A 14,875-nucleotide genomic window follows, 5' to 3' on the forward strand; every position below is an offset into this window, starting at 1 on the left:
TCACCTGCGCAGAATTCGCCGCTTCTTCTCCCTGTTGTCGGCGGATCATTATGTTTGCGTTGGGTGTGCGGTTTTCTCGGATATCGATGTCGGGTGCATTGCTGATGGTGGCTGCGCCGCTGTCGGTGAATGCTGCCGATTGTAATGCGCTGCATTGTCTGACGACGCCGCTGACGAACATGACTGTGGACAACGGCGATATATTCGCCGTCGGCACTGGCGGCAACCTCAGCGACAGCAGTGTCAGCTTCGGTGAGATTCTCATCCTCGAAGAAGGTGTGACCAGCGGCACCACGGTCAGCAATAGCGGACGCTTGACGGTGCTGGACGATGGCAAGGCATTCGACAGTCTGGTCGAAAACGGCGTGATGGTGGTGGCTGGATCAGCCACGGCGCTGAATACGCACATACTGGACGGCGATTTTGAAGCGTCACAAAACGCGGTGGTCAGCGATACGGCCATCGATGGCGGAACGATGTACGTGTTCGGCAACGCCACATCGAAAAACACCCGTATCGCCAACAGTGCGGTTACGGTGTACGAGTCCGGCAACATGCAGAACACGGTCGTCAATGACGGCGGCACGATGTCACTCAGTGATCGCGCCACGGCCAGCGACACGCAAGTCAATCAGGGCGGTGTGCTCGACAGTGTGGCCGGCACCGGAGTGTTCAACACCACGGTCAATCGCGGCGGACTGATGGTGTTGGGTAACAGAGCCAGTGCCAGCGATACCACGCTTAATGACGGCGGTGTGCTGAAGCTCAAGGGTGACGCAATTCTCAGTGGCAGCAACCGCATCGATGGTCAGGTTGCCTTTGCCGACCCGGCGGTCACCGGCACCTTCCATACGTTGAATATCAACGGTCCGTTGAGCGGCAACGGGAGGTTTTTGATCAACACTGATCTGGCTGCGTTGCGTGGTGACCGGATCAACGTGCAGGGCCCGATCAGTGATCTGCATACGCTGGTAGTGGCCGATTCCGGCACCGCGCCAAGCGGTGCACAGCAGTCGTTGATGCTGGTGAACGGCCATGGTGGCAGCGGCGATTTCCAGCTCTACGGCAGCACGGTCGATGCCGGGGCTTATCGTTACTCGCTGCAAAAACAGGGTGATGACTGGTATCTGGCGAAACCGTCGATCAACACCCCGGACGTCAGCATTGAGGAACCGCAGACTCCGGTGCCAGCAGGCAAACCTGATCCGGTTGCTGAGCCGGTCCTGCCGCCGTCCATCAATCCTTCAGCGAAACAGGCTGACAGCCTGAGCAAAGGCGCCAATGCTGCAGTTGCCGGCCAAGCGGCCGCCGCTGCATTGCTCGGAGCACAAGCCGGCAGCCTGCAACAGCACTTTTCAAGTTTGCGCTCGGGCAAGGATCAGGGTGGTTTTTGGAGCCATGGCTACGGTGCCGAACAACAGATCGACACCGATAGCAGCCGTGCTTTTCAACAGCAGGTCAACGGTGTGGAAATCGGTGCCGATCAGGCGTTTGCCTTGGCCAATGGCACCCTGTATGTCGGCGGCCTGGTCGGCCAGGGTCGGGGACAACAGGATTTCGGCGAACGCAGCAGCGGCACCATCGACAGCGTCACGCTGGGTGGTTACGCGAGTTATCAGGATCACGACGGCCTCTACATCGATACCGCACTGAAATATTCTCGACTGAACAACGACATCAAGATCACCAGCAACCTCGGCGACCTGGTCAAGGCGAACTACCAGAACCATGCGCTGAGTGCCGATGCGCAGGTCGGCAAGGTGATTGAGCTTGATCGCGGCTGGTTTGTCGAACCGCAAGTTGGCGTGCAAGTGGCGCGGGTCAGCGGTAGCAGCTACACCGCCAGCAATGGCCTTGCTGTGGAACAGGAGGCAATGGTTTCGCTGCAAAGCCGGGTTGGCGCGCAGTTCGGTCGCCAATTGCAACTGGACAGCGGCTTGCGGTTGAAGCCTTACGTGAAAGCAACGTGGGTGACCGAACATGCCGGTGACAGCACGGTGAAGGTCAACGGTTCACGTCTGGACAGCCGGTTGCCGGGTTCACGAGTGGAACTGACGGGCGGGTTGATGCTGGCGGCAGGGCAAAACCATCACGTCTATGTTGAAGGGCAATATGTAGAAGGCAGCGATATCAAACAGCCGTGGGCGGCGACGGTCGGGTATCGCTATAGCTGGTAACCCCCGCAAAAAACCTACAGGGGTTCAGTCATCCGGCATTTCCGCTGGCTTGGCCGGTTTGGCTGGCTTGGTCGGTTTTGCCCCCTTCGCGCCTTTGGTTGCTGGCTCGGTGGCGGCAGCAGGTGTCGCGACGCTCGGTGGCGCGATGTCCTTCTCGGTCGCAGGCAACGCATCAACCGTGTCGAAGACCTTCTTCAGATCGACCGACTTCGCTTCATCTCCCGATGCCGAGAGTTTGGTTTCGCCGTCCTTGCCCACCAGGAACACTTTCGGATACGCCCCCGCACCTAGTTTCAGCGAACGCAGCAGCGCCATGGTGTCTTGCTGGCCAAGGTCCTTGCCGTCGAGTTGACCGGACATGTTGAGAATGGTGTAGACCTTGATGTTGCGGTCGGCGATGCCCTTTTTATTCGCCGGGTCCTCCAGTGACTTTTTCAACCCGACCCACACCGGATCGACGGTGCTCGACGCAATGACGATCAGTGGTCGGGCTCTGCCCATGTCCCCGGCTATCGGCGAATCGTTGTCAGCGGCGAACGAGGGGCCGGCAATCGCCAGCAAGAGTGTCAGGGTCAGTGACCTGATGAGCATGCGCATCTCCTTTTGATATCCACGCTCTAATGATTGCGCATCGCGGCGATTGTTCCGGGGTCGTGCCCGGCTAATTTGTTTCGCCTTGTCAGAAGCTTAGGTCAGCGTGCTCATTGCGCAACCGGATACGGTCGATCCTGACGCAGATTTGATTACCTTTTATGACCGCATTAGGGTGGTCGTTCTGCCAACGAAACGGAGTTCACCGCGCATGCATATCGACTACCTGTGCAACCACCCCGAGCTGATTGAGGAACTGGCCGAACTCAACTTCAAGGAATGGGGCGAGTTCCGCCCCGGCGACACACTTGAGGCGCGCACCGAACGCATGCGCGCAGCCTGTGGCAAAGGCGCGATTCCCAGCGTGGTGGTGGCGATTGAGGATTCACAATTGCTCGGCGGTGCGCTGCTGATCGGCAGCGACATGAAGATTCGTCCGCAACTGACGCCGTGGCTGGCGGGGGTCTACGTGAAGGCCGAACAGCGTGGTCGCGGGGTTGCCTCGCAACTGGTCAAGCGGATCGTTGACGAGGCTGCGGCGTTAGATGTGCGGGAGTTGTATCTGTACACCGACGCGGCGCAATCGCTGTATGCGCGACTGGGTTGGGAGGTGGTTGAGGATCTGGTTTATGAAGAATTGCCGGTAACAGTGATGAAATTCACCATCCCACGCTGAATGTGGTGAATGAGAACCCCTGTGGCGAGGGGATTTATCCCCGTTGGGCTGCGAAGCGGCCCCCTATGAATGCGACCGCAGTCTTCCAGACAGACTTCTACGACTGATTTTGCGACTGCTGCGCAGCCGAACGGGGATGAATCCCCTCACCACAGGTCTGTCCCGCCACAACGCTGGTGCTATGACTCAGAACGCCAGTTTATAGCCGATCAACACCAGCATCGTTGCCAGGCAAGGGCGCAGCAGTTCGTCGGAGATGCGTCCGGTCAGGTGGCTGCCGAGCCAGATGCCCGGCAGCGAACCGATCAGCAAGAAGCCCAGGACGCCCCAATCCATGTTGCCCATGCTCGCGTGGCCGAGACCGGCGACCAGGGTCAGCGGTACGGCGTGGGCGATTTCAGTGCCGACCAGGCGACGAGTCGGCAGCAGTGGATAAAGGATAAACAACGCCACGGTGCCGAGGGCGCCTGCGCCAATCGAGGTCAGGGCGACCATGGTGCCGAGGATCAGACCGGTGATCACGGTCAGCACATTCAGCCGCGAACCGCTCGGGTTGTAGTTGCCGCCCGCACGTTTATGGGCGAAGGCCAGCAAACGTTTTTTGAAGAAAATCGCCAGTGCGGTCGCGAACAAGACGAAGCCCAGGGCTTGCTTGATGATCGCGTTCATCGCGTCGGGCGCGGTGTGCAGGGAGCTGAGGAACCACAACGTCATCGCCACCGCCGGCACGCTGCCGAGGGTCAGCCAACCGGTAATCGCCCAGTCGATGTTGTCGTTCTTTTTATGCACCAGCACGCCGCTGGATTTGGTAATGGCTGCGTACAACAGGTCGGTGCCGACCGCCGTTGCCGGGTTAATGCCGAACCACAGCAGGATCGGCGTCATCAACGAACCACCGCCGACACCGGTCATGCCGACGATAAAACCCACTACCAGCCCGGCAATCACCAGGCCGAAATTTGCCAATTCCATTAAGACGTCCAGAAAACGACAGGGAAAATCTGGCCCGCAGCATAGCGATTTTTCTTATAACCACATATATCGATGCGGTCTATCGTTATGCCTTGTAGGAGTGAGCCTGCTCGCGATGGCTATGTACCAGTCAACGTTGACGTTGGCTGACAGGGCCTCATCGCGAGCAGGCTCACTCCTACAATGGAACGCGGTGAGTCAGTGGATGCGGCGTCCCGGTTTGAAGCTATGGTTGCTGTTGATCCACACCGTGGCCAGTGCGATCAGCGACAGGATCAGCAGCGCCCACGGAAACGACATCGCTCCCGCCTGATCCAGCAGCAATCCACCGAACAGACCGCCACCGGCAATCGCCACGTTCCACGAGGTGGTAAGCATCGCCTGCACCACATCGACATGGTCACCGGCCGAGTCCGCAGCTGCGGTCAGCAGCAACGTCGCCGAGCCGCCAAACGACAGGCCCCACACCGCCATGCAGGCATAAATCAGCCATGGCGACGGAGCCGCAAACGCCAAAACCAGCGCGGTCACGGCAAACACTGCGAGGCTGATCAGCGTCAGCCAGCGCAACCAGCGATCCACCAGCATGCCGATGATCCAGATCCCCAGCAGCGAGCACAGGCCGAACACCAGCAGCACCAGATCCACCCGTTCGGCGAGTCCGGCCTGCATCAGGAAAGGCGAGATGTAGGTGTAAAGAATGTTGTGGCCGAGCATCCACGTCAGCACCACAAACAGCACCGGCCGCACGCCCGGCAGACGCAGGGATTCAAGCAGCGGCAAACGTTCGGCGCTGGCCTGTCCCGGACGATCCGGCACTGCCATGAAAATCCACGCCGCCAGCACCAGCGCCAGTGCAGACATGATGCCGAAAGATGCGCGCCAACCAATCAGATTGCCCAGCCACGTGCCTGCCGGCGTACCCAGCGACAGCGCCACCGGCGTGCCGAGCATGGCAATCGCCAGCGCCCGTCCCTGCTGATGCACCGGCACGATCCCGCGTGCGTAACCGGCCATGATCCCCCACGACAGCCCCGCCGCCATGCCCGCCAGAAAACGCGAGGCCAGGGTCAAACCGTAATGAGTGGAAAACGTGGTGATGGTGTTGAACACGAGGAATCCACCCACCGTCATCAGCAACACCTTGCGCCGAGGCCAGCCGCGCGTGGCGACCGTCAGCGGAATCGCCGCGACAATCGAGCCCAGCGCATACAGCGTCACCAGTTGCCCGGCCAGCACTTCACTGACATTCAGCCCCGCGCCGATCTGCGGCAGCAACCCGGCCGGCAGGGTTTCGGTGAGGATCGCGATGAACCCGGTCATGGCAAACGCCAGCAACGCGGCGTAAGGCAGTTTCTCCGAGCGGGTGACGTGTTGCAGGTCTGCGTAATCGGCGCTGGCGGGGTCGGTCATGACGGGTAGTGCTCCCTTTGAGTCAAATTGCACGAGGGATTGTATACAACCATTCTTTCCCTCACACCACCCCTTGTAGGAGCTGCGGCACGCTGCGATCTTTTGATCTTGTTTCTAAAAAACCAAAGTCAAAAGATCGCAGCGTGCCGCAGTTCCTACAGGGGTTATTGCACTGGCAGGAAATTCAGGAACAGCAGGCTTTGTGCGTAGTTCAGGCCGATGCGCCGGTAACGCTCATCGAGCATCTGCGTGATCAGATCCAGTCGCGCCACGATCTTGCCGAACTCAACAGCGAAACTCAGGTTGCTGCCCTCCTCCGAAATCTCGTTGGAGAACAGCAGCGGCTGGCCTTCCTTGTTCTGCCGCTGGGACAGAATCCATGTGGCTTTTTCGATGTTGCGCGCCGCGTTGTGCACGAAGGTCGGGTTGATCGCATCGGTCATGTAGAACTCGAGGCGATTGCCATGGGCCGTGACCAGCATGCTGCCAATCGCATAGATGAAGGCGCCGACCCGGTCACCGAGAAACTCCGGGCTCATGGCATAACTGAGCGCTGCCAGATCCTTTCTGCCACCCAGCACCGGCAACGGCTGTTGTTGCTCAATGGCCAGCCGCACTTGTTTCACCGCTGTCTTGACGTCGAGAAATCCTGATTTGCGCAGCTCTTCGGGGTTGCGCATGTACAGCTTGCCCATCAACCGGTAAAGACTGTTGAGGTTATCGCGCATCGCCAGTGTGGCCATGCGGTCGACGCTGGTTTGCAGAAACTCCTGAGGCTGGCCATTGCGAACCTGGGTGAAGAAGTCATTGCCGTCCTGATGACTGCAACCGCTGAGCAACAGCGATGTCAGACAGGCAAGTAGCAGGCACGGGCGGCGCACAGACGCGGCGATCAGATAAAAAGCTCTCGGCATGAATTCTCGAACAGGCACATTCCTGTGCGGCGGGAGTCACCGCATCCTGGCAAGGGATAGAGCCGCCGATGGCGAAAAAGTGCAGTACGCGATGGCATGACCCGACCTTCGGCATTTGACACTCGGCAAATTTAGTCGGACTTTATCTTTGCAATAAACGATTAATCCGCTATAAATTTTTATCTTTACCGCAATTAGTATGACTACTTGAGCCTATTCCAAAACAACAAAAAGGAAGGTCAAACCATGCTTCAATCCCGTCACTTACTCTCCGGCCTCGGACTGTCCCTGATGATTGCCACCCTCTCCGCCAACGCCGCCGGCCTCGCCAGCGAACACAAAGCCTTCGGCAAAACCAATGACGGCACGCCCGTCGAGCAGTACATCCTGCGCAACAGCCACGGCATGCAAGCCACTGTCATCACCTACGGCGCGACCTTGCAATCGCTGCGCGTCGCCGACAAACACGGCAAGGTCGACGACGTGGTGCTCGGTTTCGATGATGTGCAGGGTTACCAGAAAGGCACCGCGTACTTCGGCGCGACCATCGGCCGTTACGGCAATCGCCTGGCCGACGGCGCTTTCGAACTCGACGGCAAGCGCTATCAAGTGCCGCAGAACGACAAGTCCAACGCTCTGCACGGCGGCACTGTCGGCTTCGACAAGAAGGTCTGGAAGGCGCAGGAAACCAAGGACAAGGATTCAGTCGGCGTAACCCTGACCTACGTTTCGGCGGACGGCGAAATGGGCTTCCCCGGCAACCTCACCACCGAAGTCACCTATCGCCTGACCGACAACAATGAGCTGCGCATCGACTACAAGGCCAACACCGACAAACCGACGGTACTGAACCTGACCAACCACAGCTACTTCAACCTCGCCGGCGCCGGCAATGGCGACGTGCTCAAGCAACTCGCCACCCTGCATGCCAGCCATTACACCCCGGTCACAGCCAAGCTGATCCCGACCGGCGAACTGGCCCCTGTGGCCGGCACACCGATGGATTTCACCAAACCGACGGCCATCGGCACGCACATCAAGGCTGATCACCCGCAACTGAAATTCGCTGAACCGAAACAGGGTGGTTTCGATTTCAACTGGGTGCTGGACACCAAGGGCGATGTGAACAAACTGGCGGTCGAGGTCAGCGATCCGCAGTCCGGCCGGCATTTGCAGATGTACACCAGCGAACCGGGCGTGCAGTTCTACACCAGCAACTTCCTCGACGGTTCGATGCAGGGCAAGGCCGGTAAGGCTTATCCGCATTGGGGCGCGTTCACTCTGGAGACTCAGCATTTCCCGGACTCGCCGAATCAGCCGAACTTCCCGAGCACCCGACTTGATCCGGGACAGACTTACAGCCACAGCGTGATCTACAAGTTCTCCGCGAAATAACCTCCCCCCTGTGGCGAGGGAGCTTGCTCCCTCGCCACAGTTTCATCACCACGCCTGAAACGCCTCATCTGGAACCCAACGGAACCCGTGGTCTATCCTGCTGCCCACAAGGTATAGACCATTTCAGAAAGGAGGTTTGAATGCGCACCCTTGAACTCGCAGGCGTACAGGTTCCGGTGATTGGCCAGGGCACCTGGCGCATGGGTGAAGATCGTTCGGCGCACAAGCACGAAGTCGCGGCGCTGCGTCAGGGTGTCGAACTGGGCATGACCCTGATCGACACCGCCGAAATGTATGCCGAGGGCGGTGCCGAAAGCGTGGTCGGCGAAGCCATCGCCGGCATTCGCGATCAGGTGTTTCTGGTGAGCAAGGTCTATCCGCACAACGCCAGCCGCAAAGGCATTCCCCAGGCCATCGAACGCAGTTTGCGCCGGCTCGATACCGACTACATCGATCTGTACCTGTTGCACTGGCGCGGTCAATTCCCGCTGGAAGAAACCGTAGAAGCCTTCGAGCTACTGCGCGAAGAAGGCAAGATCGGCCGTTGGGGCGTGTCGAATTTCGACGTCGACGACCTCGAAGAACTTTCAGCGCCGACCTGCGCCACCAATCAAGTGCTATATAACCTGGAAGAACGCGGCATCGAATTCGATCTGCTGCCGTGGTGCCAACAGCAACGTATGCCGCTGATGGCTTACTGTCCGATTGGACAGGGTGGCGCGTTGTTGTTCGATCCGGTGCTGAAACAGATTGCCGCTCGTCACGGCGTGACCCCGGCACAGGTTTCGCTGGCGTGGATTCTGCGTCAGGATGGTGTGATTGCGATTCCCAAGGCTGTGCGGCCGGAACACGTGCAACTCAATGCACAAGCGGCGCATCTGCAACTGGACGCGGGGGATCTGGCGGCGCTGGACCAGGCGTTTCAAGCGCCACGACGCAAGCAGCGGTTGGCCATGGTTTAGGCCGCCGCCGTCTGTCAGAGGGCTTGGCCCATGAGAAGTACTGATCAGTACGACCCCTTCAACCTGCAACGTTTTGTTCAGGCCCAGGACCCGGTGTTCGAGCGCGTGCAACGTGAACTCGACGAGGGCCACAAACGCAGCCACTGGATGTGGTTTGTCTTCCCGCAATTCGCCGGGCTCGGCGGCAGCGAGATGTCCCGGCGCTTTGCTATCGGCTCAGCCGAAGAAGCCCGGGCCTATCTGCAACATCCGCTGCTCGGCGCCCGACTGCGCACCTGCACGCAGCTTGTGCTGAAGGTGCGCCAGCGTTCGATTGCCGAGATTTTCGGCCACCCGGATGACTTGAAATTTCATTCTTCGATGACCCTGTTCGCGCAGTTTGCCGATGACGACAGTCTGTTTGCGCAGGCGCTGGAACGCTATTTCCACGGCAGTCTCGACGACTGGACTTTGCAGCTGCTGGACTCAAAACAAGCCCAGTTGCCCTCCAATCAGGGTTGAGAAGTCGTCGTCGACAAACGGCAGAATCGCGTCCGCCACCGGTTGCAGTTGGCGAGTGATGTAGTGGTCGTAGTCGATGGGCGTGCGCCGCACTTCCAGCGGTTCCGGCCCGGCCATGGCGATGACGTAACTGATCCAGCCACCGTTCTGGTATTGCCGTGGCCGCCCGTGCTGCGCGTTGTAATCGTCAGCCAGACGCGCGGCGCGTACATGCGGCGGCACGTTGCGCTCGTAGTCGTCGAGGGTGCGGCGCAGACGCTTGCGGTAGATCAGTCGATCATCGAACTCACCAGCCAACGTCTTGCGCACATAGTCGCGGACGTAATCCTGATACGGCTTGCGCTGGAAGATCCGTTCGTAGAGTTCCTGCTGAAACTGCCGCGCCAGCAGCGACCAGTCGGTACGCACGGTCTCCAGGCCTTTGTAGACCATTTCATCCGTGCCATCGGCGCGGGCGACCAGACCGGCATAGCGTTTTTTGCTGCCCTCCTCCGCGCCGCGAATGGTCGGCATCAGAAAGCGTTTGTAGTGCGTTTCGAACTGCAATTCGAGGGCGCTTTCCAGCCCGTATTCCTGCCGCACATGCTCGCGCCACCAATCGTTGACGTGGCTGACCAGCGCCTGGCCGATCTTCGCCGCTTCTTCCTGACCGTGCGCGCGTCGCAGCCAGACGAAGGTCGAGTCGGTGTCGCCGTAGATCACCGCGTGGCCCTGCTCTTCGATCAGCTTGCGTGTGCGCAGCATGATTTCGTGGCCACGCAAGGTGATCGAGGACGCCAGCCGCGTATCGAAAAACCGGCAACCGCTGGAACCGAGCACGCCGTAAAAGGCGTTCATGATGATTTTCAGCGCTTGGGACAGCGGCGCGTTGTGCTCGCGCTTGGCGGTTTCGCGACCTTCGGCGACCCGCGCCACAATCGACGGCAGGCAATGTCGGGTCCGCGAGAAGCGCGCACCGCGAAAGCCCGGCACCGAGTCGGCGTCGTCCGGGTGCTGCAAGCCTTCGACCAGCCCCACCGGGTCGATCAGAAAGGTGCGAATGATCGACGGATAAAGACTTTTGTAATCGAGCACCAGCACCGACTCGTACAGCCCCGGTTGCGAGTCCATGACGAATCCACCGGGGCTGGCCTGTGGCGGATTGGTGCCGAGATTCGGCGCGACGAATCCCTGCCGATGCATCAGCGGCATATACAGGTGAGTGAATGCCGCCACCGAGCCGCCGCTGCGATCCACCGCCAACCCGGTGACGCTGGCACGTTCCAGCAGGAAGGTCAGCAGTTCGGTCTTGGCAAAAATCCGCGTGACCAATTCGCAGTCCTTGAGGTTGTACTTGGCCAGCGCCGGTTTGTCCTCGGCGAACATCCGGTTGATCTCGTCCATCCGCTGGTACGGGTTGTCGATCGATTTGCCTTCGCCGAGCAAGGTCTGCGCGACGTTTTCGAGGCTGAACGAAGGAAAACTCCAGGTCGCCGAACGCAGCGATTCGATGCCATCGATGATCAACCGCCCCGCTGCCGAGGCGAAATAATGGTTGCGGCTGCCGTGTTCGCGCCACTGCATTTCTTCGCCGCCACGGCCGATTTTCAGCGGTACACCGAGGCGTCTGGCGTGTTCGTGGAGGATACGCAGGTCGAACTGCACCACGTTCCAGCCGATGATCGCGTCGGGGTCATGGTGGGCAAACCAGTCGTTGAGTTTTTTCAGGATGAGCGTGCGGGAGTCGCAGTATTCAAGATCGAAGTCGACGATGCTGGCGTCACCGTTCGGCGCGCCGAGCATGTACACCTGACGCTCACCGCAACCTTCCAGCGCGATGGAATACAACTCGCCGGTTTCGGTGGTTTCGATGTCCAGCGAGACCAGCCGCAGTGTCGGGCGATAATCGGGATCGGGCTTGAGCTGGGCGTTGAGCAGCGTGCCATCGGCGTCCGGGGTACCGCTGAAGCGCACCGGCGCGGTGATGAAACGCTCCATCAGATAGCGCTCGGGCGGCCGCACGTCGGCTTCGTAGACATCGATGCTGTTGCGGTTGAGCGCGGTTTCCAGGCGCATCAACTGGCCGTGTTGCTGGCAATACAGGCCCAGCACCGGGCGATGTTCGAAATCCTGCAGGGCCAGCGCTCGCAGTTCAACGTTCTTTTCATCGTGCAGCACGCGCTCGGCCTGCTCGCGCTGCGCCGCCGGGATAAACGCCACCGACGGCTGATGCGGCAGCCGCACGCGACGCGGCCCGGCGTCGGTCGCCAGCCAGAACTCGACTTCAGTGCCCGCCGGGGTATCGCGCCAGTGCCGCGTCAGGACGAAGCCCTGCTGTAAATCCACCACGGCGGACCTCGAGAATTGATTCAGGGGGGCATTCTACGCGGCATTTCACCAGCCCGGTGGGCGCTCAGCCATTGTTCGCGACAGCCATGATACCTGTCAGAGTTGACAGGTCACAGACCTTGGAAGAGTTGCTAACTTGTCCTTCTCAGCGAACGATGCATTGCATCGAAGGATACGCGCAGTGAATCTCTCCGTGCATCGCCGCACCCCTTCGGTCAGCGTCATTGATGGTCGTGGCCTGGTCATTTGTCAGGTGGCCTACTGGCGCAAAGTGGCGGGGGGGCCAGTGGAAGCCCTCACTACCCGACAGCGATACGATGCCGCAGGCAGACCTGTGGAGCATTGGGATTCACGCTTGTTCGGTTCGGCCCCCAAACCTAATCTTGCGACCTTTCATGGCCTGACGGAACAGGCGCTCAAGATCGACAGTGTCGATTCTGGCTGGCGTCTGAGCCTGCCGGGGCTGGCAGGTGAAGTTGTCAAACGTTGGGACGAACGAGGCAATCAATGGAGCAACTACTACGACAACCGTTTGCGGCTAGTGAGTATCGAGGTTAACTCTCAACCTGGTATAGAGGTGCTGACGTTTGGTTCGGCAGAGGCGGATGCCGGAAAAAACCTGCGCGGTCAGTTGGTACGCAAGATCGATGCCTCAGGCTCAATGACTTACGCCTCGTTCAGCCTGCACGCCCTGCCCCTCGAAGAAACCCGAACGCTGTTCGATGGTATTGCTTACACAACTCATTGGAGCTACGGGGCCAACGGTATCCCTCTGAGTCAGAAGGACGCTGGTGAACATGAGCAATATTCGATCTATGACGTCGCCGGACAACTCCAGTGCGTGCGTTTGCGGATCAATCCCGACGATACGCCCAGCGATATCATCAAACGAACCCGTTACAACGCCGAAGGCCAGCCCATCGAACAGGTGTTGGGCAACGACGTAGTTCGCTACTGGATCTACGACCCTGCCACCACTCGCCTGAAAAGCCTTCAGGCCGGTGTGCCAGGACAAATCCTGCGCCAGGATCTGGAGTATGAATACGACAACGTCGGAAACGTCGTCAGTATTCGGGATAACACCTTCACCCCGGTGTTTTATGCCAACCAGTACATCGATGGCAAACGCGACTTCAGCTATGACTCGTTATCCCGCCTGACCTGCGCCACCGGTCACGACGCCCTGCCCCCCACCGGCATGCCCGGCCGCCCATTACCGAGCGACCCCAATATCCGCCTCAATTACACACAGACCTATGAGTACGACACGGGTGGCAATCTGATCAAGCTGGTTCATAGCCGAGCGGTGGGCGGCTACACCCAGCAGATGCTTATTGACCCGTGCAGCAACCGTGGCGTGCGCTGGAAGGAAGGAGACCCCCTACCTGATTTTTCGACGCAATTTGACCGTCATGGAAACCTGCAGACCCTGCAACCAGGCCAGCCTTTGCAGTGGAACACCCTCGACGAGTTGACATCGGTTACGTTAATAGAGCGCGAAAAAGGCCTGTCGGATCAAAAAACCTATTGCTACAGCGCGGGCGCGCGCATTTATAAACGTCACGAAACACACGCGTATTCGACCACCCAATATCACGAAGTACGCTACCTGCCGGGACTGGAAATACGCACCCGCGACACTGATGAAGTACTGCATGTCATCTCCTTGCCGAGCGTCATCGGCAATGTGCGTTGTCTGCATTGGCGCAATAAGCGTCCAGGGGACATCGACAACAACCAAGTGCGCTATTGCCTCGAGGACAGCCAGAATTCCAGCCTTGTCGAGCTTGATGAGAAAGCCAGGCTTATCAGTTGCGAACAGTATTATCCGTTCGGTGGCACTTCCTCGCTGACAGCGGGTTCGACTCTGGAGGTCAGCTACAAAACCATCCGTTACTCAGGCAAGGAACTGGACGACTCGGGACTCTATTACTACGGGCGCCGTTATTACGCCCCTTGGTTCCAGCGCTGGATCAGTGCCGACCCTGCGGGGGCTGTGGATGGATGGAACCTGTATGCGATGGTGGGAAATAATCCGGTGACGTTCATCGATGAACTGGGGTTGTGCAAAGACTTACTGAACCAAAGAGTCAGTGAGCGAACCACCTCAATGATAACTGAGGATAATAATATCCCTACCGGTAGCCCCGCCAAAACTGAGAGATACCTGAATCTGCACCCCGATTCCCGGTTTACCAAAACATTCAGGAATAAGAAAGCCGTGGCCCATGCCGGTGCCGAGATCTCTCACACGAGTTTTGAGCAGAACATCATTCTCACCGATTTTTTTAATATTGCACGGGAGACAGGGACACTCACCACAGAGCAACATGGCATCCAGATCTTCAAACTGGCTGACAGCAATCTGCCTGCAGACGATCTCGCTTCTCTGGGTGCCTTCAAGGTCACCGACCTGAACCGTTTCAAATCGTATATGACTGACCAATACATAGCCCGGCTGGCAGACAAAAATCTGGCCGCAAAAGTCTACATTGGAGATTCACCGGAACCTCAGACGCTTACCGGCATGCAATATGAAGTGCCAGCCATACACGAACAGACCCTGAAACGCATGGAATTGCACATTATTGCAAGCGATATGCTGATACCCGTGAGCCGCGGCCTTCCAGGCGCTCACGCGGAAGTACAGGCCGGCAGCGCAGCGCTTTATATCCAACAGCATCTGACCGGTTCGACCAATCCGGCAGATATCTCGATCGTGACACAGCGACTGCAGCAAGCCGAACAGGCCTTGGCGTTTGAAGCCTGCTTCAACTGCACAGGCCAATTGGTTGCCACTTATGAAAATACTGTTGTTTCCTTCAACGTGTTGTCCGGCGCCTCGAATCAGGACCATGAATTCTGGAGCAATCACCGTAAGAATCTGAACTGGTAGCACCCAGTCTTTGCAAGGGTGAGGAAACCGGCCCGTTGGAAACAACGGAC

General features: G+C 58.8%; 11 protein-coding genes. 6 read left to right on the forward strand and 5 right to left on the reverse strand.

All coding sequences use genetic code 11. The features are described 5' to 3' along the window. Positions 1–86: 86 nt before the first annotated feature. Complete coding sequence (locus tag ACTWLJ_RS25510) at positions 87–2,177, forward strand: autotransporter outer membrane beta-barrel domain-containing protein (protein WP_445178966.1); 2,091 nt, start codon at positions 87–89, stop codon at positions 2,175–2,177. Between the two features lie 24 nt (positions 2,178–2,201). Here the strand turns inward: ACTWLJ_RS25510 and ACTWLJ_RS25515 are convergent, their stop codons facing one another. Continuing rightward, on the reverse strand, positions 2,202–2,768 hold the full coding sequence (locus ACTWLJ_RS25515; protein ID WP_445178967.1) for a DUF4174 domain-containing protein: 567 nt from the start codon (positions 2,766–2,768) through the stop codon (positions 2,202–2,204). A 211-nt stretch (positions 2,769–2,979) separates the two neighbouring features. On the opposite strand from ACTWLJ_RS25515, the gene ACTWLJ_RS25520 reads away from it, so the two are divergent. Then, the gene (locus ACTWLJ_RS25520) at positions 2,980–3,444 is read left to right on the forward strand and encodes a GNAT family N-acetyltransferase (RefSeq protein ID WP_445178968.1); all 465 of its coding nucleotides are present in this window, start codon (positions 2,980–2,982) and stop codon (positions 3,442–3,444) included. Between the two features lie 186 nt (positions 3,445–3,630). On the opposite strand, the gene ACTWLJ_RS25525 is transcribed toward ACTWLJ_RS25520, so the two are convergent. From ACTWLJ_RS25525 to ACTWLJ_RS25535, 3 genes are all read right to left on the reverse strand, one after another. Further along, complete coding sequence (locus tag ACTWLJ_RS25525; RefSeq protein WP_445178969.1) at positions 3,631–4,416, reverse strand: sulfite exporter TauE/SafE family protein; 786 nt, start codon at positions 4,414–4,416, stop codon at positions 3,631–3,633. Positions 4,417–4,614: 198 nt separating this feature from the next. Beyond that, complete coding sequence (locus tag ACTWLJ_RS25530; RefSeq protein WP_445178970.1) at positions 4,615–5,829, reverse strand: MFS transporter; 1,215 nt, start codon at positions 5,827–5,829, stop codon at positions 4,615–4,617. Positions 5,830–5,993: 164 nt separating this feature from the next. Continuing rightward, a complete protein-coding gene (locus ACTWLJ_RS25535; RefSeq protein WP_445178971.1) occupies positions 5,994–6,743 on the reverse strand; it encodes a hypothetical protein in 750 nt (249 codons plus the stop codon). A 246-nt stretch (positions 6,744–6,989) separates the two neighbouring features. Between ACTWLJ_RS25535 and ACTWLJ_RS25540 the strand changes: the two genes are divergently transcribed. The 3 genes from ACTWLJ_RS25540 (at position 6,990) to ACTWLJ_RS25550 (ending at position 9,601) form a co-directional block, all read left to right on the forward strand. After that, positions 6,990–8,138 (forward strand): aldose epimerase family protein, encoded by a 1,149-nt coding sequence (locus ACTWLJ_RS25540; protein WP_445178972.1) that lies wholly within the window; start codon positions 6,990–6,992, stop codon positions 8,136–8,138. 140 nt (positions 8,139–8,278) lie between these two features. Beyond that, positions 8,279–9,100, forward strand: a complete 822-nt coding sequence (locus tag ACTWLJ_RS25545) for an aldo/keto reductase (protein ID WP_445178973.1) — start codon at positions 8,279–8,281, stop codon at positions 9,098–9,100. A 30-nt stretch (positions 9,101–9,130) separates the two neighbouring features. Next, positions 9,131–9,601 carry a DUF1810 domain-containing protein gene (locus ACTWLJ_RS25550; protein ID WP_445178974.1) on the forward strand — a complete coding sequence of 157 codons (471 nt, stop codon included), beginning with the start codon at positions 9,131–9,133 and terminating at the stop codon, positions 9,599–9,601. On the opposite strand, the gene ACTWLJ_RS25555 is transcribed toward ACTWLJ_RS25550, so the two are convergent. Further along, on the reverse strand, positions 9,566–11,926 hold the full coding sequence (locus ACTWLJ_RS25555) for a DNA polymerase II (protein ID WP_445181415.1): 2,361 nt from the start codon (positions 11,924–11,926) through the stop codon (positions 9,566–9,568). The genes ACTWLJ_RS25550 and ACTWLJ_RS25555 overlap by 36 nt on opposite strands. A 184-nt stretch (positions 11,927–12,110) precedes the next feature. On the opposite strand from ACTWLJ_RS25555, the gene ACTWLJ_RS25560 reads away from it, so the two are divergent. Then, positions 12,111–14,825 carry an RHS repeat-associated core domain-containing protein gene (locus tag ACTWLJ_RS25560; RefSeq protein ID WP_445178975.1) on the forward strand — a complete coding sequence of 905 codons (2,715 nt, stop codon included), beginning with the start codon at positions 12,111–12,113 and terminating at the stop codon, positions 14,823–14,825. The last annotated feature ends 50 nt before the right edge of the window (positions 14,826–14,875 follow it).

The sequence above is a fragment of the Pseudomonas sp. McL0111 genome, from assembly GCF_052567255.1.

Excerpts from the sequence above, each read along its gene's own strand:
- ACTWLJ_RS25510 (WP_445178966.1), top strand. The coding sequence starts at position 87 with ATGTCGGGTGCATTGCTGATGGTGGCTGCGCCGCTGTCGGTGAATGCT.
- ACTWLJ_RS25515 (WP_445178967.1), bottom strand. The coding sequence starts at position 2,768 with ATGCTCATCAGGTCACTGACCCTGACACTCTTGCTGGCGATTGCCGGC.
- ACTWLJ_RS25520 (WP_445178968.1), top strand. The coding sequence starts at position 2,980 with ATGCATATCGACTACCTGTGCAACCACCCCGAGCTGATTGAGGAACTG.
- ACTWLJ_RS25525 (WP_445178969.1), bottom strand. The coding sequence starts at position 4,416 with ATGGAATTGGCAAATTTCGGCCTGGTGATTGCCGGGCTGGTAGTGGGT.
- ACTWLJ_RS25530 (WP_445178970.1), bottom strand. The coding sequence starts at position 5,829 with ATGACCGACCCCGCCAGCGCCGATTACGCAGACCTGCAACACGTCACC.
- ACTWLJ_RS25535 (WP_445178971.1), bottom strand. The coding sequence starts at position 6,743 with ATGCCGAGAGCTTTTTATCTGATCGCCGCGTCTGTGCGCCGCCCGTGC.
- ACTWLJ_RS25540 (WP_445178972.1), top strand. The coding sequence starts at position 6,990 with ATGCTTCAATCCCGTCACTTACTCTCCGGCCTCGGACTGTCCCTGATG.
- ACTWLJ_RS25545 (WP_445178973.1), top strand. The coding sequence starts at position 8,279 with ATGCGCACCCTTGAACTCGCAGGCGTACAGGTTCCGGTGATTGGCCAG.
- ACTWLJ_RS25550 (WP_445178974.1), top strand. The coding sequence starts at position 9,131 with ATGAGAAGTACTGATCAGTACGACCCCTTCAACCTGCAACGTTTTGTT.